We start from the raw sequence: 21,016 nt of genomic DNA, 5'->3' as shown, positions 1-21,016 counted from the left end.
ACTCATTCAACTATTTTTATTTCAGTTTCAAGTTTTATATTAAACTTTTTTAAAACTTTATCTTGTACAATTTTTATAAGAGCTAAAATATCAGCGGCTTTGGCATTATTTTCATTTTCAATAAAATTGGCGTGTATATACGATATTCTTGCCCCTCCAACACAAAAACCTTTAAGCCCTGCCTGCTCTATTAGCCGGCCGGCAAATGCACCTGCCGGATTTTTGAAAATTGAACCGGCATTTTTTGTTCCAAGCGGCTGGCTAAGCGATTTTTTAAGCGCAAAATCTTTTATTTTTTGAAAAATATCATTTTTTACGCCTGTTTTCAAACCAAAAACCGCCTGAGTAAAGCACGCGACATTCTCTATTGCACAAGTTCTATAAGCAAATTGCATTTCAGAGCGTTGAAATGTTTGTTGGCTGCCATTTTTAAGCACTGCGCTTACACTTTGCAAAACTTCGCTTATCCATTCATCTTTTGTGCCGGCATTTCCAAAAACCGCACCGCCAACAGTACCTGGTATTGCCGAAGCAAACTCAAGGCCAGTAAGCCCATTTTCGGCGGCCTTGCGTACAACCAAACTCAATTGCGCGCCGGCGCCGGCTACAATTGTTTGCCCGTCAACAGAAACATTATTAAACTCGCACCCAAGTTTTATTACTATTCCGTTAAAAGGAGCATCATTGAAAAGAACATTTGAACCGGAGCCAAGCACAAAATATTTTATTTTTTCTTTTATGCAATAATTAATAATTTGAAGTAATTCATTTGTATTTGAAACACGAACAAAGTATTTTGTATTTCCGCCAACACCGAAAGTTGTGTGTTTTGAAATTGGTTCATTCAACAGTAAGCCCAAGTTGGTAGGAGGTATCATACCAAACATTTCGCTCATAGCGACCTCAGTATTTCCTCTCCGGTTTTGTAAATATCACCAGCGCCAAAAGTTATAACTACATCGCCGCTTTTTAACTCTGCTTTTAGCGGCTCAATACCTTCATAACTTTGGGCTTGCTTGCCTGAGCTGTTAATTGCATCAATTATCAGCTGACTTGAAACGCCTGGTATCGGCTTTTCACCCGCAGAATATATCGGCAAAATTTTTACAATATCGGCTACGGTAAAAACCGTGCCAAAATCTTTGTATATATGCGCTGTGCGCGAATATCTATGAGGCTGGAAAAGCGCTACGATTCTTCTTTGTGGCCATCCCTCGCGTACTGCGGCAAGCGTTGCCTTCAATTCAGTCGGGTGGTGCCCGTAATCATCTATTACTAAAATATCCCTTTTTTCACCTTTTAGTTCCATACGCCTGCCAACACCCGAATACTCACTCAGCGCTGAAGCAATTTGCGTAAACCCAATTCCAAGCTCTAAACCAACGGCTATTGCCGCAAGAGCGTTTAACACATTGTGCTTGCCTGGTACTCTAAGCGATGCCCTGCCGAGCTCTTTGCCTTTGTGCGCAACCTTGAAGGTAAACATTGCCTCTGAACGGGAAAACTCATAAGCGGTAAAATCGGGATTACCCAAAAAACCATATGTTTGAAAGCGCCTTTTTATTTGAGGAATTATGCTTTTAATGTTTTCATCATCTGTGCAAATTATTGAAGTTCCATAAAATGGCACGCTGTTAATGTGTTCAACAAACGCGTGCTTTATGTTATCTAATGTGCCGTAGTAATCTAAGTGGTCGTTATCTATATTTGTTACAACAGTTACGGCAGGAGACAGCTTTAAAAATGAACCATCCGACTCATCGGCTTCCGCAACAAGGAACTCACCTTTGCCGAGTTTTGCGCCGCTATTTATATTTTTTAGACGGCCGCCAATAACCATTGTAGGGTCAAGCCCGCCTTTTGCAAGTACGAGTGCTGCCATAGAAGTTGTGGTAGTTTTCCCATGCGTGCCGGCTATGGTAACAGTGTATTTTAACCTCGCAAGTTCGGCAAGCATTTCAACACGCGGTATAACTGGAATTATATTTTTTTCTGCCTCTATTACCTCAGGGTTTGTGTGATGCACCGCTGTAGATGTTACCACAACATCCGCGCCAAGTATGTTTTTGCAATCGTGGCCTATAAACACTTTTGCGCCTAATTGCACTAAATGGTCTGATGCCTCGCTTTGTTTAAGGTCTGAACCGCTTACCTTATAACCCAAACTTAAAAGCACCTCTGCAATGCCAGACATTCCAGAACCGCCAATGCCAACAAAGTGTATATGCTGAATTCTTTTAAACATTTTATCTCCAAATATCGCGTTCCGCCAAAAGCGGAACTTAGTATTCACTTCGTTCATACTTGGTTTGGCTAATATGATTTCGCCAAACCGCTCTACAAGGGAAAACCTTAGGTTTTCCCGTTTCGTCGTCGCTCACTTCCGTTCGCTGAACCCTTTCCTAAGTTGTAAAAGAACATTTATATCGCGTTCCGCCAAAAGCGGAACTTAGTATTCACTTCGTTCATACTTGGTTTGGCTAATATGATTTCGCCAAACTGCTCTACAAGGGAAAACCTATGGTTTTCCCGTTTCGTCGGGAGTTTACCCTGAGCTTGCCGAAGGGCTCAAGTACCCTAACTCTCGCTGAACCCTTTCCTGAATTGTTAAAAACCATTAATTATTTTTTATATTGTGCCGACACGGTTGTTGTTATGCCGCCGCGAACCTTAAAAACAAGCTCAACAATCATATTTAATGGTTTACACGCTGATGATAAATCTTTTAGTATGCTGTTTACCGCGCTTTCATGCACAACACCAACCATTCTATATGACTGCAAATACATTTTAAGGGATTTTAGTTCAAGTACAACTTTGCCTGGCACATAAACAACTTTTAGAAAAGCAAAATCTGGTAACCCAGTCCAAGGGCAAAGGCAGGTAAATTCATCGGTTTCAATTTTTACTTCAATTTTTTTACCGCTAAATTCATAAGGCATAACCTGCAAAAGAGTTGGTGTTACTTTATTTAAAATTGGCATTTTCTGTTTTTCTTTCATTAACCCTCTCGCCTTATATAATTTTATACATACTTGTTCGCACTTTTGTTTAAATTATTTGGCATAAAATATTTAATAAATTTTTAATACCGCAAATTTCAGGTAATGTGTTTCCGGCATATTTAAAAGTATTGGGTGGTCTTTCGCCTGAGTGCCCATATGCAAAAGCACCGCGTTTTTTCCTGCCCTGGATGCGGCCTCTGAAAGCATTTTATAAAATTCACTACCCGGCAAATTGTGTGAGCATGAGGAAGTTACAAGTATGCCGCCTTGACTTATAGCCTTCATTGCCGCGGCATTTAACTTTACATAGTGCCTGTACCCCGGACCAAAATCTTTTTTACTTTTTATTAACGCTGGAGGGTCTATCATTATAACATCGGGCTTTGAGTGCGACTTAGCTGTTTCCATTAGCATTTCAAGAGCATCGGCTTTTTCTGTGGCAAAATTTTCTTGCATATTATTTAAAACTGCATTTTGCGAGCAAAGCTCAAGCGCGTCTTTTGACGAGTCAACCGCTACAGCGTAGGTGGCTCCGGCGCCAAGAGCATTTAGCGCAAATGCCCCGCTATGACAAAAACAGTCAAGCACTCTTTTGCCTTTGCAGTAAGAGGCCGCAACTTGCCTGTTTTCTCTTTGGTCGTAATAGAAACCTGTCTTTTGGCCAGATAAAATACTGGCAGAGTACTTTATTTTGTTCTCAATTATTTCAACACTATCGGGCACAGTTCCATAAATAATGCCAATCCCCTGTTCAAGACCTTCCATTTTGCGCAAAGAAGAATCGTTTCGTTCAACTATGCCTTTTGGGGCAAGCAAATCTACAAGAATTTTCGTTATTTCATCTTTAATTTTATCCATACCGGCCCCAATAAACTGAACCGATAAGTAATCGCTAAAGCTATCTACCACAAGGCCGGGCAAAAAATCGGACTCTCCAAAAACAAGACGGCAGTACTTAATGTTGCCAAGCATTTCTTTTCTGTAAGCAATTGCATTGCTTATTTTAGTATGCCAAAAAGCGTCATTAATAAGCTCATTTTTTTTACTTATAAGACGAAAAGCAATAAGCGAACTGGGGTTATAAAAACCAAGCCCAAGAAATATGTTGTCAGAAGAATAAGCGGCAACTATCGCACCCTTTTGCGGCGAGCCTTCTATTTTTTGTATTTCATTTGAAAATACCCACTGATGTCCGCCAAGCAACCTAAAATGCTCTTTTGGCTTTAATGTTACGCGTGCGTTTATGCTTTCCATTGAAATCCCTTGTGGCTGTTTTTATTTACGCCAAAATAATTTTCCACGGTGTAAAGTATGCGTTTTGATGCCATACCGTCACCATATGGATTTGTTGTCTTTGCCATATCAGAGTATGCCTTTGTGTTATTTAACAATTTTTCAATTTCCAAAAAAACTTTTTCTTTATTTGAACCAACAAGTTTTACAGTGCCTGCGGCAACCGCTTCTGGCCGTTCGGTAATGTTTCTTAATACAAGAACAGGCTTTGCTAGTGCCGGCGCTTCTTCTTGTATGCCGCCTGAGTCGGTTATTACTAAGTATGACCTTTGCATAAGTTTTGTAAGGTCACCGTATGTTAATGGCGGCAAAAGATAAATATTTTTGACATTGCCTAATATTTTTTTTGCAGGTGTCTGCACATTCGGGTTTAAGTGAACAGGGTATATAATTTTTATTTCAGGGTGCTTTAGTGCTATTTTTTTAATTGCCTGAAAAATGTTTTCCATCGGCTTTCCAAAGTTTTCCCTGCGGTGGGCCGTTAAAAGCATTATTTTACCACTGCCATGACATATTTTTTTAAGTTCGCTATTTTTAAAATCAAGGTTGCGTTTGAGCGTTTCATTAAGAGCATCTATCACCGTATTTCCTGTAACAAAAATTTTTTTGTTTTCAATACCTTCTTTTAACAGTGCTGCCTTTGCCTGAGCAGTAGGCGCAAAGCAAATAGTGCTTAACGCATCTGTTAAAACACGATTTGCCTCTTCCGGGAACGGTTCAAACTTATTGCAAGTTCTAAGCCCCGCTTCAACATGGGCAACCGGAATTTTTTTGTAAAAGGCAGCAAGCGTTGCCGCGAAAGTTGTTGTAGTGTCGCCATGAACAAAAACCATATCAGGTTTTTCTCTTTCAAGCACGGCTTCCATTTTAAGAAGAGTGTTTGCCGTTATATGATACAGGTTTTGGTCTGATTGCATTATGTTTAAATCATAATCCGGAGTGATTTTGAAAAGCTCTAAAACTTCGTCTAACATAGTGCGGTGCTGGGCGCTAACACAGACCTTAACATCAAAATATGATTTTGTGCGGAAAGCTTTTAGCACCGGGGCCATTTTTATTGCCTCTGGCCTTGTGCCAAAAACTATTAGAATTTTCTTTTTGCGTTCACCCATTAGTTAGCTGCCTTTAATACCGCAAGTAAAATTTAAACAATTGAAAATATAAGCATGAAAACATACATCAACAAAAAAACTTCCCGCTAAGACCAGCTATACTTTAATAATCTGTTTAGTAAATAGGCCATTTATTTTAATAAAGCGGAAAACTTTGACAAAACGCGTGAACTTCTTTTTTTATGTTCAATAAAGCTTGTTCATTGCCCACATTTTTTAATGTCTGTACAATCCATGTGGCAATTTTTTCCATTTCAGCTTCTTTCATTCCTCTGGTTGTTACCGCAGGAGTACCAATTCTTATGCCTGAAGTTATAGAGGGTTTTTCCGGGTCATATGGTATGGCGTTTTTATTTATTGTTATTCCAACACTTTCCAAAACTTCCTGCGCGTCTTTACCTTTTACTCCTATTGGACGCAAGTCCACAAGGAACATATGGCAATCTGTTCCGCCGGAAACAATACGCAAACCTTTTTTTGTAAGTTCCGCTGCCAGCGCTTTGGCATTTGAAAGCACTTGTTTTTGATATGTTATAAACTCCTGCGAAAGCGCCTCGCCAAAAGCAACAGCCTTTGCGGCTATAACATGCATAAGCGGGCCGCCCTGATCGCCCGGAAAAACAGCTTTGTTTATTGCGGCGGCATATTTCTCTTTGCCCATAATTATTCCGCCTCTTGGGCCGCGAAGTGTTTTATGCGTTGTTGTTGTAACAATATCCGCAAAAGGTATTGGCGATGGGTAGATACCTGCTACAATGAGGCCAGCATAATGAGCAATGTCAGCAAAAAGGTACGCGCCAACCGAGTCAGCAATTTTTCTTAACCTACCCCAGTCCCAAATTCTTGAGTAAGCGCTTGCGCCTGTTATAATCATCTTTGGCATATTTTCTTTTGCGAGGCGTTCAATTTCGTCGTAGTCAAGCAGTTCGGTATCTTGTTTAACGGTATATGGAATAACCTTAAAATACTTGCCCGAAAAGTTAACATGGCTGCCATGCGACAAATGCCCGCCATGCGCCAAATTAAGGCCCATTATGGTATCGCCAAGGTTCAATAACGCCATATAAACTGCAATATTTGCCTGCGTTCCCGAGTGAGGTTGCACATTAACAAACTCAGCACCAAAAAGTTTTTTAGCACGCTCAATGGCAACATTCTCAACTGTATCAACAACTTCGCACCCGCCGTAATACCTTTTACCAGGATAGCCCTCGGCATATTTATTTGTTAACACAGAACCCTGAGCTTCCATAACAGCTTGCGATGTATGATTTTCCGATGCAATTAATTCAATTGTATTTCTTTGACGCTCCAACTCGCTTTGAATTAGCGAAAAAACTTCTTTATCCTGCTTTTCTAAAAAACTCATATATTCTCCTTTCAACTATTAATATTAAATTGATTTGCCTACATATACGCTAACAACTTTTTTGAATCCAGACAACCCTTGCGAACCACAACAAAAGGAAAACCGCTTACATCAACAACTGTTGATTCTTTTCCAATTTGACACGGCCCGCCATCTACTATAACTGCCACTTTAGCATTAAAATATTTTATTGCCTCTTGAGCATTCTTTGCGCTCGGCTTTGCCGATGGGTTTGCGCTTGTAGTTGCAAGTGGAAAAGCACAATGCTTCATAAGCGCCTTAAAAAGTGAGTTTTTTGGTATGCGCACACCCAAATTGTCCCTGCCACCCATAAGAATTTTACCGAGATGATTTGTTTTAAGTACCAGCGTCAGCGAGCCTGGCCAAAACTTGCTTACTATCTTTTTTATTTTCTCATTTAGATGCGCGATTTTACCAAGTTCCAAAGAGCTTCGCGGCATTATAACAAGCGGTTTTCTGTAATGCCTTCCCTTTAAGCGATAAATTTCAAGGCAGGCATCATGGCAAAAAGCATTTGCCGCGATACCATAAACTGTATCGGTTGGTATTACAACTATTCCGCCATTTTTAAGAACATTTGCGATTTCTTTAAGCTGGGCTGTTTTTAAAGTGCCTTTTATTGTTTCTATTACTTTTGTTTTCATATCAGGTGCATTAGCTTCTGTAACTTGCGTTAACTTTTATGTAATCAAACGAAAAATCACAAGTATAGTAAGTTGCGCTTTGTTTGCCAAGGCCTAAGTCAATTGTAAGCTTAACCTCTTTACCTAAAAGCTCATTTTTCGCATCGGTTTCTGAAAAGTTAACACCGGTGCCATTTTTGGCAACAAGCACTTTGCCTATATGAATTTTAATTTTGCCCGCGTTAAGTTTAACGCCAGACCTGCCTGCGGCCGCAATTACCCTGCCCCAATTGGCATCATTTCCAAAAAGCGCGGTTTTAACAAGTGGCGATGTTGCTATGGTAGAAGCAACTTTTTTCGCATCGGCTTTTGTTTTTGCGCCATTTACAATAATTTCAGCTATTTTAGTTGCGCCTTCCCCGTCAGAGGCAATCATTTTTGTAAGGTCAAGGCAAAGCGAATAAAGTGCGTTTTCAAAAGTGGCAAGTTCTTTGCCGCCGGTTATTGCCTCATTGCCCGCAAGCCCATTTGCTAAGAAAAAAACGGTATCGTTGGTTGATGTATCACCGTCTATTGTGGCACGGTTAAAAGTTTTTTCAACACAACGCTCAAGTGATTTTTGTAATTGATTAGCAGCAATTAAAGCGTCGGTAAGAATGAATGAAAGCATGGTGGCATGCAAGCCTTTTAAGTCGGGGGCAATCATGCCAGAACCTTTAGCGCATGCCCAAATTTTTACATCTTTACCGTTAATTTTTATACTGCGCGCAGATATTTTTTGCCGTGTATCTGTTGTCATTATTGCGCTTGCGGCACCAGTAGGGCTGCATTTGCCGCTATCGGCAAGTTTTGCAAGTGTTGCAACACCATTTTTAACTTTTTCTATTGGAAGTTGCTTTCCAATAACCCCGGTTGATGCCAAAAGAACCTGACCGCTTTTTAAACCAAACTCTTTTGCCAAAGCATCACACATTGCATTGGCAGTTTGTATGCCGCCTTTGCCGGTGCAAGCGTTGGCACAGCCGGAGTTTGCAACTATCGCACGAAATTCTTTTTTCTTTATAAGTTTTTTCTGGCTTACTATTACCGGCGCAGCTTTAACGCAATTGGAAGTAAATACGCCTGCACATTGCGCTGGCACAGCAGAGAGAAAAAGCGCGATATCGTTTTTATTTTTGTTTTTTGCAAGGCCGCAATGCGCGCCGGCTACAAAAAAACCATAAGGCAAAGACATTTCTTTTTCTATTAAATTAACCCCTCACTTTCTTTTAAGCCAAACATAAGGTTCATATTTTGTACCGCCTGCCCGGAAGCGCCCTTTACCAAATTATCCAACGCGCTTACCACAACAAGGCGGTTGGTTCTTTCGTCTACACTGGGTGCTATGTCGCAGTAATTTGTTGAGACAACATTTCTTATGCCAGGAAGGCTTTTTTCATCTAACACTCTTACAAATATTTTATCTTTATAAAAATCTTTATATATTTTATAAAGTTGCGCGTTTGAAATTTTTGTATTTATTGATGCATAAATCGTAGAAAGCATACCGCGCTCAACGGGTATTATGTGCGGAGTAAATGTAACCTGTAGTTTTTTGTTTGCAAGACGGGATAGCTCCTGCTCAATTTCGGGTATGTGCCTGTGCACTCCGGCAACACTATATGCTCTAAAATTGGGGTGTTCATTTGCCATATAATCCAATACTGTTTTTCTGCCGGCACCAGAAATGCCACTTTTTGAGTCAATTATTATTGAATCTAAGTCAATAAGTTTATGTTTTATTACCGGAGCCAATGCAAGCAAAATACTTGTAGGGTAACACCCCGGGTTTGCCACAAAAGAAGCATTTATTATATCTTGTCTGTAAAGTTCGCTTAAACCGTAAACAGCTTTTTGCAACTCCGCCTGTGCATTGTGCGCCGTACCATACCACTTGGAATATTCTGCAGTATCTTTTATACGAAAATCTGCGCTTAAATCAATTATTTTTTTGCCTGCCTTAAAAAGCTCCGGCACTATCTCCATTGAAACCTTGTGCGGTAAAGCAAGAAAAACAACATCGCTAACAGCGGTTAATTTGGGTATGTTTAATGCATCACAAGATAGGTTAATGCCTTTTATATGAGGATAAATTTGAGCAAGCGGTTTAGTTTCGCTGCTTTCTCTGCCCATAACACAAGTAACTTGCGCGCCTTGGTGCTTGGTAAAAATTCTAAGCAACTCTTCGCCTGTGTAACCAGTTATGCCAACTATCCCAACTTTAACCTTCTTCATTTTTCCTCTGCTTTTGTGATGTATTAATTAAAATCGTATATTCGCCCCTTGGTTCAACACTTTGACAACTTTTGGAAACATCTGCTAAATTACCGCGAATAATTTCTTCAAACTTTTTTGTAAGTTCTCTTGCTAAAACAATTTTACTCTCTGAAGGAAATATCTCGGCGCACATTGCAAGCGTTTTTAATATTCTATGCGGAGATTCATAAAAAACAATTGTATGGCCTAGTGATGCAGCCGCAAGAAGTTCTTTTTTCGCTTTACCAGCTTTAAGCTTTAAAAAACCAAGAAAAACAAAACCATCGGTTGGCAAACCAGATGAGCTAAGAGCGCAAATTGCCGCACACGCCCCAGGCAAAGCCACAACATTTATTTTTTCTTCTGAGGCCTCTTTTATAAGCAAATACCCCGGGTCTGAAATTGCCGGAGTTCCGCTATCTGAAACAAGCGCTACGCTACCACCTGATTTAAGCTCTGAAAGTATTTGTTTTACACGCGAAGTTTGATTATGTGAATGAAAACTTACAAGTTTTTTTTCTATGCCAAAGTGGTTTAGCAGTTTTATGCTCTGTCGTGTATCTTCGCAAGCAATAAAAGAAACCTCTCTTAAAATGCGTATGGCTCTAAGAGTAATATCTTCAAGATTTCCAATCGGGGTAGCGACAACATATAAAGTACCAAGCATTTTATTTAACCCATATTTTTCAATAGGCGGGTTTAAATCTGATAAACATTTTTCTCTATCAGAGTTTGAACAAACGCCCCTACAACTTTTGGGGTTACAAACATTGTTATCAAATTGTCAATTATATCTTCGTTGGCGCTGCTTAACTGTTATGCTTTATTTAACACTTTTTGGAAATTAGATTCATTAGTTTTTGATGCTCTTTTTCTGCAAATAATGATGTTATCGCGAAAAATACAGATAAAACAATAATATCAGCTGTTATTAGCTGAACAAGTGTTAAATTTTCCATTGAAAATCCTTATAGTTTTGTTTGTAATTTTTACTAGTAGAAGTTAGCAAAATAATGACACTTAGTCAATTATTTATAGAGAGTAAACTAAGTTGAATTCATTTATAAAAATATGGAATACATTCCATTTTGGAATTTTAACAAGTATTTTATATTACAACTGCGAATAATAGCTGTTTATAAATTGACTGATGGGGGCATTTTGTATATAATCGTGACACAGTTTTATTAATAATCGGAGGTAGGTTAAATGGTTAAAATTCTTTGCTCAACAATGGCTTTGTCTTTGCTGTGTTCTTTGGCTTACGCGCAAAGTTGGAAAGATAAAACTTCTGGCATTTTTGCCGAAATAGAAACATCTGAAGGATTGATTGTTTGCGAATTGTTTGAAAAAGAGGCACCAAATACAGTCGCAAACTTTGTTGGACTTAGTGATGCTAAAAAAGAATGGACAGACCAGCGTACAGGCAAAAAAATAAAAAATAAATTTTACGATGGGCTTAAATTTCACCGCGTAATTCCAGGGTTTATGATTCAAGGTGGCGATCCGCTTGGCACTGGTATGGGCGGCCCAGGTTATAAATTTGATAGCGAAATTTCAAAAAACCTAACATTTGACCGCCCTGGTCGCCTTGCTATGGCAAACTCCGGACCAAACACAAACGGCTCTCAATTTTTTATTACAGAAAAAGAAACCTCTTGGCTTAACGGCGGTTACTCTATATTCGGGCAAGTTGTGCAAGGACAAGATATTGTTTCAAAAATTGCAAACGCAAAACGCGATGGGAGCGACAGGCCTTATAACGATATAATAATTAAGAAAGTTATTATAACGCGCCTTGGCCAGGCAAAAAAAGTAGAAAAGGGCGGTAATAAAGTTCTTTTAGTTGTAGCACCGGTGGACTACAACGAAACAGAGTATAACACAACAAAAAGAGTGCTTGAAGGCGCGGGGCTTAATGTTATAATTGGAAGCACAAAACTTGGAGAGTTAAAGGGTATGAATAACAGCACAACAAAAAGCTCCATTACACTTAACGATGCCGACGCGACCGATTATAGCGCCATTGTGTTTATTGGTGGTGAGGGCGCACTTATGTTTTCAAACGATTCAAACGCAATTCGCCTTGTGGAAGATGGCGTTTCTCAAAATAAAATTCTTTGTGCTATTGATGTTGCGCCAGTAACTTTGGCTAATGGAGGTGCACTTAAAGGAAAGCGTGCTACCGTTTTAGCACCTCTGCAAGCTCAAATTACCTCTGAGGGCGCAAATTACTCAGGCAGAGCGGTTGAAGAAGATGGTTATGTAGTTACTGGAAATGGACCAGAGGCCTCTGAAGAATTTGCACAAACACTGCTTAAAAAACTAAACAAATAATTATTTTAAAATAAAAATGGCTTACGCACTAAACTGCGTAAGCCATTTTTTTCTCTATGTAAAACCTATGCTAAACTTTTTGCCACATTTAAACCATGTAAAATGGTGAAAATAAACGTACTCCCATTGTTGGTTTCACTTTCCACTTTTATTTCTCCACCGTACAGCTTTACAGCAAAATTGCAAAATATAAGCTCAATATCGGTGCTAAGTAAAACAAAAAGCACCCAAAACTCAGGTGCCTTTTTATTTTATAAAAACTATTTTTAAAACACTTTTTATTTTTTCTTATGGGCAAACTTTTCATAACCTGGCAAGTGTTTTTCTATAAGCTCAAGCATCTCATCATCGGATACTACCGCCACACGGCCTGAGGCAAACTGAGCATCAACCCACTCTTTTATTTTCGCGATACCAGGGTTTGCTTTATTCACTTTTTTATCGAGTGGAATGTGCAATTGGGTATTTATCCAAAATGCAATGCCGGCAAGGCCTGAACGGTCCGTTAAAGCCACATCGGGCGGGCGGTTTAATATACCTTGTGTGTCAAAAACATTATATATCTCTTCATCTTTTAAAAGACCATCGGCATGAATGCCTGCCCTTGTAAGGTTAAAGTGCGCCCCTACAAATGGCTGCATAAACGGTATTTGGTATCCTATGTTGTTTTCAAAATAGTTAGCAATTTCGGTTATAACTGAAAAATCCATACCATTTTTTGTTCCACGCAAAGAGGCATATTCAATACATAGCGCTTCAATTGGGGTGTTGCCAGTGCGCTCACCAATACCCATAAGCGTTCCGTTTATACTGCTGCAACCGTAAAGCCACGCAAATGTGGCATTTGTGAGCCCTCTGTAAAAATCGTTGTGCCCATGCCACTCTAACCACTCAGACGGGACACCTGCAAGTTGCGTAAGCCCGTACATTATGCCATTTACATTTCTTGGCAATGCCGCACCTGGGTATGCAACGCCAAAACCGAGTGTATCGCATGCCCTAATTTTAACTGTGCTGTTTGCTTCTTTTGCCAGTTTCATTAGTTCTATTGCAAAAGGGACAACAAAACCATAAAAATCTGCGCGGGTTATATCTTCAAAATGACACCTTGGCGTTATACCTTCAGCAAGCGCACTTCTGACTATATCAAGATACGAATCCATCGCTTGTCTGCGGGTTTTTTTGAGTTTTAAAAATATGTGATAATCGGAACATGAGGTAAGAATACCTGTTTCTTTCAACCCCATCTCTTTTACAAGTTTAAAATCATTTTTTGTTGCTCTTATCCAGCTGGTAATTTCTGGAAATTTATAACCCTTTTCCTGACATTTATATACCGCTTTTTTATCTTTATCGGAGTACAAGAAAAACTCGGTTTGGCGTATCATGCCATTTGGGCCACCAAGGCGGTGCATCATATCGTAAAGTTCAACTATTTGCTGGGCGCTAAATGGAGATAATGCCTGTTGACCATCGCGAAATGTTGTATCGGTCATCCAGATCTCTTCGGGCTGATTCGTTGGCACTACGCGGTTGTTAAATGGAACCTTTGGGATATCGGTGTATGGAAAAATATCTCTAAAAAGGTTTGGCTCGGTTACATCTTGAAGTTCATATTTATACTCTTCGGGCTCAAGAACCTTTCTGCTTTTATTAAATTTAAGCACCCATATCCTCCTTAACGAATATCAAAAAATAAAATGGCTAGGGCCGGATTTGAACCGGCGACCAACGGCTTATGAGTCCGCTGCTCTACCAACTGAGCTACCCAGCCCTTATTTTATCGACAGATTTTAACAAAAAATGCTAAAGACAGTCAATAAAAATAGAAAGTTTATTATCCTATTGCCTGCGGGCCACTTTCACCAGTTCTTATTCTTACACAGTCGGCAAGTTCCATAACAAATATTTTACCATCACCTATTGAACCGGTACGCGCACCTTTAATTATCGCATCTATTGTTGGTTGTAGAAAGTTATCGTTTACGACTATTTCAAGCTGTACTTTTCTTAAAAGATTTCCTGTTTCTTTTACGCCTCTGTAAACCTCTGTTATGCCTTTTTGACGACCATGACCAAGCACTTCTGTTACGGTTATCAGGTTTACATCTATTTTGTAAAGCTCCGCCTTAACTTCTTCCAAACGAAACGGCTGGATTATTGCTATTATTAGTTTCATTTTTCCCCTCTCTTAGCTTTTGTTTTTTCTTAAGCTGCCTACAATTACTGGAGACGGCTTAAGTGAGTGTTATTCCAAAACTGTGTAACCTGCTTCGTGGTGCTGTGAAAGATCCAAACCGATACTTTCATCTTGCTCACTTACTCTTACACCAATTGTTATATCAACAACTTTTAAAATTCCGTAAGTCATAACAAGTGAGTAACCAATAGTTACACCAACAGCAAGTGCCTGTATTATAAACTGCTTTGGGTTGCCAAAAAACAGGCCATTGCCACCGGCAGAATTTACAGCAGTAGTTGCAAAAAGGCCTGTGGCAAGCGCGCCCCATATACCACCAATACCGTGCACACCAAAGGCATCAAGCGAGTCATCATAACCAAGTTTTGGTTTTACATAAGCAACCATTATGTAGCAAAACACACTTACCAGAAAACCTATTGCTAAAGCACCTCTAACATCTACAAAACCAGCTGCGGGGGTTATAGCAACAAGACCAGCAACCGCTCCTGTAACTACTCCAAGTGTTGTAGGTTTACCGCTAAATTTCCACTCAAGCAAAGCCCACATAAAACCAGCGGCAGCGGCAGCCGTGTTTGTTGTCATAAATGCATTTACGGCAATACCGTTTGCCCCAAGTGAGCTACCGGCGTTAAAACCAAACCAACCAAACCACAAAAGAGCTCCACCAAGAACTGTAAATGGAATGTTATGAGGCGGCATTGGGCTGTCGTTATAACCCTTTCTTCTGCCAAGATATAAAGCTGTTACAAGCGCAGCAATGCCAGCGTTAATATGCACAACTGTACCACCAGCAAAATCCAAAGTACCAAGCACTCTTAACCAACCGCCTACACCCCATACCCAGTGAGCTAATGGGTCGTAAACCAAAGTTGCCCAAAGAACTAAAAAAACAAGAAAAGCAGAAAACTTCATTCTTTCAGCAAACGCACCTATTATAAGAGCAGGTGTTATAACTGCGAACATAGCTTGAAACATCATAAATAACTGATGGGGTATTGTTGCAGAGTAATCAGCATATGGTTCTAGACCAACACCCCTTAAAAACGACCAATCTAAACCGCCAAACCAACCACTTCCGGGATGAAATGCCAAGCTATATCCAAAAATTACCCATTGCAAACTTATCACGCAAAGCACTATCATACACTGCATAAGAATACCAAGCACATTTTTACGCCTTACAAGACCACCGTAAAAAAAGGCAAGACCTGGTGTCATAAGCATTACAAGAGCTGTGGCAACTATAAGCCAAGCTGTATCGCCGGTATCAATTTTTGGCGCAGGAGCCGGAGTTGCGACTGTAGCTGAAACTGGAGTCGGCGATTGCGCAACCGCGACCGCTTGAGTTTTATCTGTCGGCGCAGAAACAACTTCATCGGCAAATAATTTAACACCTGTCAGTAACCCAAAACCTAAGATGAATGTAAGCAAGATCCTTTTCATTTTTTTTCTCCTTTTGTTTAAACTTCAATTAGAAATTAATATCTAATTGTGTTGTAACTTGATTATTAACATTAATTTTGTCGTTGTTATAAATAACATAGCCCAAAATTACGCTTGTATTTGGAGCAAACATATATGAAGCACCAAAGCTTAAGCAGCCATAGGCACTTATTCCTGAGGCATAATCAACACTTGCCCATACTTTATCGGTAATGGCTTTATCCCAAGTGGCAATTAAACCGCTATTTGCTTTTTGGCCATTTTCATCAACATACAACTTATCATTGCCGTTGTAATAACCAAGCGTTAAACGCCCTATTGGTTTAAATGTTTTTGCAACGACACCATAAAGCACATTGTAATCTGTTACATCTTTCTTTGTACCTATATTGAAAGCACCTACGGCAACAGCCGGAATAACATCACTCTCCGGCAGACCATATTTAAAGTTAAGGTAAAGCGGGTCGGCCGTTGGCTCTGTCAAATCAACACCAACTTCAAGGTTTTTAAATAAACCATATGTTAAACCAACATCTGTTGGAAATGCGTACGGCTTTGTGTCATTACTAGAAACTGAAAAATAGTTATCAATTCCAAGATGCCATGTGCCAAGTGCCTGAATATCTGTTGACGGGTTCCAAATCTGTGTTGAAGGTGTTGCAAAAACTTTCACACTTACACCTATCAGCATTAAAGCAACTAAAACAACAAATGGTTTTTTCATACTAATCTCCTTTTTCGCTCACCTTTTAGGCGGCTTATTTTTTGCAAATAAAAAAACCTGCATATCCCCCATCATTGGAGATTTGCAGGCAACATTGCCCAACTATTAATTAGCTATCTTAGCTAATGTTTTCTGTGCTTAATTTTACAAGTTAAAGAACAATGAAACTGGTAACCAAAACTTTGTATTATTTAAAAATCTTGCAACATTTTGTGCGTATCTTATCGCTTATTTTAACTACCATAACATGAGAAATTCCAAGAAGTTTGCCAATCTCCCTTGTAGTCATACCAGATAATGAATAATTAATAACACTTTTTTCTCTCTCATTAAGCATATCCTGCATATGAATGTATCCGGCATAGTCAAGCGTATCGTAAACAATTGGTTCTTGTTCAATTATATCTTCCAAAACTCCGCCGCCATCTAACTGGGCATCCAAACTAAGCCATCTTGTTTCCCTTGCATTAAAAGTTTTGCGGGCGGAATTTTTTATATAAAAGTAACACCCTTGCAAAACAAAGCTCTCAGTTTTATTTTGTATTTTGCCGCCGTTCCACTGGCTCCATAAAAACACTAATGCCTCCGAAAGCATATCTTCTCTGTCAAAAACTGATGTTTTTGTCCACATCTTCGCTATTATTCTACTGAGTTTGGGATATATTTTTTTTACCAATTCTTCAAAGTTCATAATTATTTTCCTCCTAAAATAAAAAAGACGCCATCGTAAAGCTTCTATGCTTTAAAAAGGCGCCGCTGCCTGTACTACTAATATTTGATATTAAAAATGAAAAACCCCGACAAGCTTTTTCGCTTTCAGGGCATCTTTGCCGAACTCTCTGACATCATCGTCAAATGGAGTATAGCAATTATTAAAAAGCTTTGTCAAGTTGCTCACTAAATACTAAAATACATATATGAACGAAAAACAATACCGCACGCTATCACAATATTATCGGGAATTAGGCTACAAAAATGTGCGTAAAATAGCAATTGACGCAGGGTTTTCCTGCCCAAATAGAGATGGCTCATTATCAGACAAGGGCTGTATTTATTGCAACAACTCAAGTTTCAACCAAAATACCAATAAAAAACTATCGGTAAAAGAACAAATTGAAACAGTTATAAAAAACAATAAAAGCAATACAAAGTTTGTGGCTTACTTCCAGGCATTTACAAACACCTACGCATCAGTAAAAAAACTAAACGAACTATATAGTCAAATTTTACCTTATCCTGAAATAATTGGGCTTTCAATTGGAACCAGGCCTGACTGTGTTGACGAAGAAAAATTAGCCCTGATTGATTTGTTTGCTCAAAAATATGATACTTGGATTGAATATGGATTGCAAAGCGCAAACGATGAAACACTTAAAGCAATAAACCGAGGACATAGTTTTAATTCTTTTGTTGAGGCATTTAAGTTAACAAGAAAATACAAAAGAATAAAGATATGTGTACACATTATTATCGGATTGCCGGGTGAAAAAGAAACTGATGTTTTAAATACGGCAAAACACTTAGCGGATTTATGCCCCGATGGCATAAAAATTCACCCAGTTCACATTGTAAAAAACACAGCTCTTGAGAAAATGTTCATGGAAGGTATGTTTAGGCCAACAACACTGGAAGAGTACGCAAGTGCGGTTATAAACTTTATAGAACTACAAAGCCCAACAACTGTAATTCACCGAATAACCGCCGATTGCCCAAGAGAACTGCTTATCGCGCCAGAATGGATATTAGAAAAGCAAAAACTACTTGATACAGTTAATGAGCTTTTTAAGAAACGAGAAACATTTCAAGGAAAATTGTACAAAGCTACTAAGTTTTAAAATTAAACCAAAACTAAAAACAAACCTGAATTTGTAAACTTTGATAGTCCGTTATAAAATTTAAAACTACCAACCTCCACCTCCACCGCCGCCACCGCCTCCGCCGCTAAAACCACCACCGCCACCATAAGACCGGCTGCCAGGGGCAACCGAAGCTGAACTTATAGCAGAATTTAAACTTGAACCAAAAGAATTCATAAAACCAGCGTTTGAAAATAAAAGTATATTTGAACCATAGTACCAATATGGCGTGTACCCCCCGGGCTGTGCCTGTGCGGCACTTATTGTTTCAGCAAAGTACTCTGACCACTTGTTTTCAATATCAAACGCGAAAGCATAGGGCAAAAATTTTTCAAATTCACTTATTTTCTTTTGTGGAAGTTTCGCAACCCTTAACTCATCTTTTTCAGCAACATTTAAATACATCTTCAGACCATCTATTTTGTCCATAATTTCTCTGCCATGCTTTGTTGGCGCCTTAAGTAAAATATAAAAAATAAAGTTTAGCACTGTTAACAAAAATAAGCATGGGTAAGGTAATAACGAAAAATTATAGCTGCCTACAAAAGTCATTGAAAAAGCCACTACAGAAATGATAGCAACAATAACACCTGGGACAATTGCTTTTTTAATACCAAGCACAAAATAATCCCGAAAAGATTTACACATTACAAACCAAAGGAAAGAAGCAATAAAATAAAAAATAAAATTTGAAGAATCTTTGCCATCTACTAACGAAAAACATGATACTAAAGTAAAAATGGCACTTAACACAACACCAAAACTAAAATATCCTGAGTTTAAAACAAATAGTGACTTTTTATAATTGGTTGAAAGTTCACCTTCAAGCATATTTTTTGTGGCACCAATTCTTAAATAATTAGCATTTGTCAGTTGCAACTCTTTTGCCCCGCCAAAAAGCCCTGAAACAATTTTATTTTCCCATGGCGACAAATTACCAGTACCATCTTTTTTTTCTAAAGAATATTCGTCATTATTGTTTTTAATAACCAATGCACCCTTGATTGCCATATCCAACAAAAATATCGTAAAAACTTTCGCATCAAAACCCATATTTTTCACATACCTAACCGCGGCAGCACCAAAACCCTCTGGCGGCTGATACATAGGAATAATTACACCTTTGTTTGGATCTTTACCAAAAATACTCCAAACCATTATGTAATAAACAAAAATAATAATAACTCCCAATAGTAAAATTAACCACGCTATATTATCACTTATAAAACTAACTAATTTTTCTTGATTTGTCGGCTCTTTGACAATGCCTTTTTTAAACGATCCAAAAACACTTAAACCCTCATACGGAGCAAGCGGTTTTGTTATTACAAATTCAGCCGCCCCGCCAGAAACATTTTTTATAAAATCTTTCCCTTGTTGGCCATATGCACCAGTATAAGCGTCAGTTTCAATAAAATCATGAGTACCTTCTGGAAGCATTACCCTGGCCTTAGCTGTTTCTATTTGAAAATCCCACCCATTTCCAATTGCGTTCCAAAATAGTTCATCATGATCTTTAAAAAACCCAATCTGCCTATTAGTTTTATAAACAAATGTATAAGTGTATTGACCTTGCGGCAGAAAATAATCTTCTCTCCCTATGTAAACTCTAAAACCGTTATCAACTGACTTTTGAAAATAATTTTCGGTGCGCCCATCGCGCAACACTTCAATTAAATCAAATGTGGTTTTAAATACCCTGCCGTTTTTGTCAGTATATTTTGTCGGGAAATCGCGATAGATGCCTCGTTTTATTTTATCGCCCAATGCCATAACAGTTATTTCTTCACGAACCGAAAGAGAACCATCTTTATTTATTTGTGTATCACTTATTAAAGATAATATGCGCTCGGTATTTTCTTGGCAAAACAATGGCCCTGCAAAGAATAAAGACAAAAATAAAGAAAACACCAAGGTCTTTATAACATTTTTCACAATGCCACCTTCGGAGTTAATTTTTCGGCCTCATCTGCTTCAAAGAATGTTTCTGGTTTATATCCCAATGGACCGGCAAGCAACAGACCAGGCAATATGGTTATTGCCACATTAAAGTCACGCACAGCGCCATTGTAGTAGCGCCTTGCAAACTGTATTTGGTTTTCCACATCGGAAATATTTTTTTGCAATTCAAGAAAAGTTGAGGCGGCTTTAAGGTTTGGATAATTTTCAGCAACCATAAAAACATTTTTTAGCAACTGCGATGCTCCACTATTCTCACTGGCCGCCAAAGGCGCAGAAGAAAGGTTTGCAGACCTAATCGTAGTTGTATCAAGCAATACTTTTTGCTCATAACTTGCATAACCTTTTACAACTTCAACGAGGGCGTTTATTAAGTCAAAGCGTTTTTTTAGTTGAACTTCAACATCACTCCATGCCGCTTTTACCCTAACGCGTAAAGACACAAATTTATTAAAAAGAATAATAAAAACAACAACTAAAATAAGAAACGCTAAAAATAGAAATATCATATTTATCTCCTGGTATAATGTTCATTATACCTGATTAAATTAGCCGTCATACCGGCCCCCGATTAAGGCATTCGAGGGTAAACTTCAGCCGGTATCTATGAAACAGAATCTATGTTGAACTGGATTCCGACTTTCGTCGGAATGGGCATAATACTCAAAAAGTGTTGCTAAAAACAAGGGATAAAGTCTTAAATATAGACGACAAGTAAAAACATTTGATACTCTTTTATTGAAACGGTTCAATAAAGGAGCATGAATGCAAAAAAA

General features: G+C 38.7%; 20 protein-coding genes, 1 tRNA gene and 1 pseudogene. 4 read left to right on the top strand and 18 right to left on the bottom strand.

What is annotated here, in order from left to right; all coding sequences use genetic code 11:
• Positions 1–2 precede the first annotated feature (2 nt).
• The 10 genes from murB to rsmI form a co-directional block, all read right to left on the bottom strand.
• Positions 3–896: a UDP-N-acetylmuramate dehydrogenase gene (murB, locus tag M0Q46_04890; GenBank protein ID MCK9582928.1), complete on the bottom strand. Its 894-nt coding sequence runs from the start codon at positions 894–896 to the stop codon at positions 3–5.
• Positions 893–2,245, bottom strand: a complete 1,353-nt coding sequence (murC, locus tag M0Q46_04885) for a UDP-N-acetylmuramate--L-alanine ligase (GenBank protein ID MCK9582927.1) — start codon at positions 2,243–2,245, stop codon at positions 893–895. Before murC ends, murB begins: the two co-directional genes overlap by 4 nt.
• 376 nt (positions 2,246–2,621) lie before the next feature.
• The gene (gene queF / locus M0Q46_04880; protein ID MCK9582926.1) at positions 2,622–3,002 is read right to left on the bottom strand and encodes a preQ(1) synthase; all 381 of its coding nucleotides are present in this window, start codon (positions 3,000–3,002) and stop codon (positions 2,622–2,624) included.
• A gap of 72 nt (positions 3,003–3,074) precedes the next feature.
• Positions 3,075–4,259 (bottom strand): class I SAM-dependent rRNA methyltransferase, encoded by a 1,185-nt coding sequence (locus M0Q46_04875; GenBank protein ID MCK9582925.1) that lies wholly within the window; start codon positions 4,257–4,259, stop codon positions 3,075–3,077.
• Complete coding sequence (gene wecB, locus M0Q46_04870) at positions 4,247–5,410, bottom strand: UDP-N-acetylglucosamine 2-epimerase (non-hydrolyzing) (GenBank protein ID MCK9582924.1); 1,164 nt, start codon at positions 5,408–5,410, stop codon at positions 4,247–4,249. Before wecB ends, M0Q46_04875 begins: the two co-directional genes overlap by 13 nt.
• A gap of 136 nt (positions 5,411–5,546) precedes the next feature.
• Complete coding sequence (locus M0Q46_04865) at positions 5,547–6,779, bottom strand: serine hydroxymethyltransferase (GenBank protein MCK9582923.1); 1,233 nt, start codon at positions 6,777–6,779, stop codon at positions 5,547–5,549.
• Positions 6,780–6,817: 38 nt separating this feature from the next.
• The gene (locus tag M0Q46_04860) at positions 6,818–7,444 is read right to left on the bottom strand and encodes an L-threonylcarbamoyladenylate synthase (protein MCK9582922.1); all 627 of its coding nucleotides are present in this window, start codon (positions 7,442–7,444) and stop codon (positions 6,818–6,820) included.
• Between the two features lie 10 nt (positions 7,445–7,454).
• On the bottom strand, positions 7,455–8,657 hold the full coding sequence (gene argJ, locus M0Q46_04855; protein ID MCK9582921.1) for a bifunctional glutamate N-acetyltransferase/amino-acid acetyltransferase ArgJ: 1,203 nt from the start codon (positions 8,655–8,657) through the stop codon (positions 7,455–7,457).
• A gap of 11 nt (positions 8,658–8,668) precedes the next feature.
• Positions 8,669–9,697 carry an N-acetyl-gamma-glutamyl-phosphate reductase gene (gene argC, locus M0Q46_04850; GenBank protein MCK9582920.1) on the bottom strand — a complete coding sequence of 343 codons (1,029 nt, stop codon included), beginning with the start codon at positions 9,695–9,697 and terminating at the stop codon, positions 8,669–8,671.
• The gene (gene rsmI, locus M0Q46_04845; GenBank protein MCK9582919.1) at positions 9,684–10,385 is read right to left on the bottom strand and encodes a 16S rRNA (cytidine(1402)-2'-O)-methyltransferase; all 702 of its coding nucleotides are present in this window, start codon (positions 10,383–10,385) and stop codon (positions 9,684–9,686) included. The genes argC and rsmI overlap by 14 nt, the downstream gene beginning before the upstream one ends.
• Before the next feature lie 542 nt (positions 10,386–10,927).
• Here rsmI and M0Q46_04840 point away from each other — a divergent pair.
• From M0Q46_04840 to M0Q46_04830, 3 genes and pseudogenes are all read left to right on the top strand, one after another.
• Positions 10,928–11,446 (top strand): annotated as a pseudogene (locus tag M0Q46_04840) (peptidylprolyl isomerase).
• A gap of 129 nt (positions 11,447–11,575) precedes the next feature.
• The gene (locus M0Q46_04835) at positions 11,576–12,055 is read left to right on the top strand and encodes a DJ-1/PfpI family protein (protein MCK9582918.1); all 480 of its coding nucleotides are present in this window, start codon (positions 11,576–11,578) and stop codon (positions 12,053–12,055) included.
• A gap of 102 nt (positions 12,056–12,157) precedes the next feature.
• On the top strand, positions 12,158–12,325 hold the full coding sequence (locus M0Q46_04830; GenBank protein ID MCK9582917.1) for a hypothetical protein: 168 nt from the start codon (positions 12,158–12,160) through the stop codon (positions 12,323–12,325).
• Between the two features lie 8 nt (positions 12,326–12,333).
• Here M0Q46_04830 and M0Q46_04825 read toward each other — a convergent pair whose 3' ends face one another.
• From M0Q46_04825 to M0Q46_04800, 6 genes are all read right to left on the bottom strand, one after another.
• Positions 12,334–13,722 (bottom strand): hypothetical protein, encoded by a 1,389-nt coding sequence (locus M0Q46_04825; GenBank protein ID MCK9582916.1) that lies wholly within the window; start codon positions 13,720–13,722, stop codon positions 12,334–12,336.
• 34 nt (positions 13,723–13,756) lie between these two features.
• A tRNA-Met gene (locus M0Q46_04820) sits at positions 13,757–13,829 on the bottom strand.
• 63 nt (positions 13,830–13,892) lie between these two features.
• Positions 13,893–14,234 carry a P-II family nitrogen regulator gene (locus M0Q46_04815; protein ID MCK9582915.1) on the bottom strand — a complete coding sequence of 114 codons (342 nt, stop codon included), beginning with the start codon at positions 14,232–14,234 and terminating at the stop codon, positions 13,893–13,895.
• A gap of 69 nt (positions 14,235–14,303) precedes the next feature.
• Entirely contained in the window at positions 14,304–15,701 is a 1,398-nt protein-coding gene (locus M0Q46_04810; protein ID MCK9582914.1) for an ammonium transporter, read from the bottom strand.
• A 28-nt stretch (positions 15,702–15,729) separates the two neighbouring features.
• Positions 15,730–16,425, bottom strand: coding sequence for a hypothetical protein (locus M0Q46_04805; GenBank protein MCK9582913.1), 696 nt, complete (start codon positions 16,423–16,425; stop codon positions 15,730–15,732).
• Between the two features lie 187 nt (positions 16,426–16,612).
• The gene (locus tag M0Q46_04800; protein ID MCK9582912.1) at positions 16,613–17,116 is read right to left on the bottom strand and encodes a sigma-70 family RNA polymerase sigma factor; all 504 of its coding nucleotides are present in this window, start codon (positions 17,114–17,116) and stop codon (positions 16,613–16,615) included.
• Between the two features lie 226 nt (positions 17,117–17,342).
• On the opposite strand from M0Q46_04800, the gene M0Q46_04795 reads away from it, so the two are divergent.
• Positions 17,343–18,260 (top strand): TIGR01212 family radical SAM protein, encoded by a 918-nt coding sequence (locus tag M0Q46_04795; GenBank protein ID MCK9582911.1) that lies wholly within the window; start codon positions 17,343–17,345, stop codon positions 18,258–18,260.
• A 66-nt stretch (positions 18,261–18,326) separates the two neighbouring features.
• On the opposite strand, the gene M0Q46_04790 is transcribed toward M0Q46_04795, so the two are convergent.
• Positions 18,327–20,216 (bottom strand): DUF2207 domain-containing protein, encoded by a 1,890-nt coding sequence (locus M0Q46_04790; GenBank protein MCK9582910.1) that lies wholly within the window; start codon positions 20,214–20,216, stop codon positions 18,327–18,329.
• Positions 20,213–20,749 (bottom strand): LemA family protein, encoded by a 537-nt coding sequence (locus tag M0Q46_04785; GenBank protein ID MCK9582909.1) that lies wholly within the window; start codon positions 20,747–20,749, stop codon positions 20,213–20,215. The genes M0Q46_04790 and M0Q46_04785 overlap by 4 nt, the downstream gene beginning before the upstream one ends.
• Between the last annotated feature and the right edge of the window lie 267 nt (positions 20,750–21,016).

The sequence above is a fragment of the Endomicrobiales bacterium genome (assembly GCA_023228045.1).
Lineage (GTDB): Bacteria > Elusimicrobiota > Endomicrobiia > Endomicrobiales > JALOBY01 > JALOBY01.
The sequence above is the reverse complement of the archived record's forward strand: the minus strand, read 5'-3'. Positions and strand labels throughout refer to the sequence as shown.

Excerpts from the sequence above, each read along its gene's own strand:
- murB (MCK9582928.1), bottom strand. The coding sequence starts at position 896 with ATGAGCGAAATGTTTGGTATGATACCTCCTACCAACTTGGGCTTACTG.
- murC (MCK9582927.1), bottom strand. The coding sequence starts at position 2,245 with ATGTTTAAAAGAATTCAGCATATACACTTTGTTGGCATTGGCGGTTCT.
- queF (MCK9582926.1), bottom strand. The coding sequence starts at position 3,002 with ATGAAAGAAAAACAGAAAATGCCAATTTTAAATAAAGTAACACCAACT.
- M0Q46_04875 (MCK9582925.1), bottom strand. The coding sequence starts at position 4,259 with ATGGAAAGCATAAACGCACGCGTAACATTAAAGCCAAAAGAGCATTTT.
- wecB (MCK9582924.1), bottom strand. The coding sequence starts at position 5,410 with ATGGGTGAACGCAAAAAGAAAATTCTAATAGTTTTTGGCACAAGGCCA.
- M0Q46_04865 (MCK9582923.1), bottom strand. The coding sequence starts at position 6,779 with ATGAGTTTTTTAGAAAAGCAGGATAAAGAAGTTTTTTCGCTAATTCAA.
- M0Q46_04860 (MCK9582922.1), bottom strand. The coding sequence starts at position 7,444 with ATGAAAACAAAAGTAATAGAAACAATAAAAGGCACTTTAAAAACAGCC.
- argJ (MCK9582921.1), bottom strand. The coding sequence starts at position 8,657 with ATGTCTTTGCCTTATGGTTTTTTTGTAGCCGGCGCGCATTGCGGCCTT.
- argC (MCK9582920.1), bottom strand. The coding sequence starts at position 9,697 with ATGAAGAAGGTTAAAGTTGGGATAGTTGGCATAACTGGTTACACAGGC.
- rsmI (MCK9582919.1), bottom strand. The coding sequence starts at position 10,385 with ATGCTTGGTACTTTATATGTTGTCGCTACCCCGATTGGAAATCTTGAA.
- M0Q46_04830 (MCK9582917.1), top strand. The coding sequence starts at position 12,158 with ATGGTGAAAATAAACGTACTCCCATTGTTGGTTTCACTTTCCACTTTT.
- M0Q46_04815 (MCK9582915.1), bottom strand. The coding sequence starts at position 14,234 with ATGAAACTAATAATAGCAATAATCCAGCCGTTTCGTTTGGAAGAAGTT.
- M0Q46_04810 (MCK9582914.1), bottom strand. The coding sequence starts at position 15,701 with ATGAAAAGGATCTTGCTTACATTCATCTTAGGTTTTGGGTTACTGACA.
- M0Q46_04805 (MCK9582913.1), bottom strand. The coding sequence starts at position 16,425 with ATGAAAAAACCATTTGTTGTTTTAGTTGCTTTAATGCTGATAGGTGTA.
- M0Q46_04800 (MCK9582912.1), bottom strand. The coding sequence starts at position 17,116 with ATGAACTTTGAAGAATTGGTAAAAAAAATATATCCCAAACTCAGTAGA.
- M0Q46_04795 (MCK9582911.1), top strand. The coding sequence starts at position 17,343 with ATGAACGAAAAACAATACCGCACGCTATCACAATATTATCGGGAATTA.
- M0Q46_04785 (MCK9582909.1), bottom strand. The coding sequence starts at position 20,749 with ATGATATTTCTATTTTTAGCGTTTCTTATTTTAGTTGTTGTTTTTATT.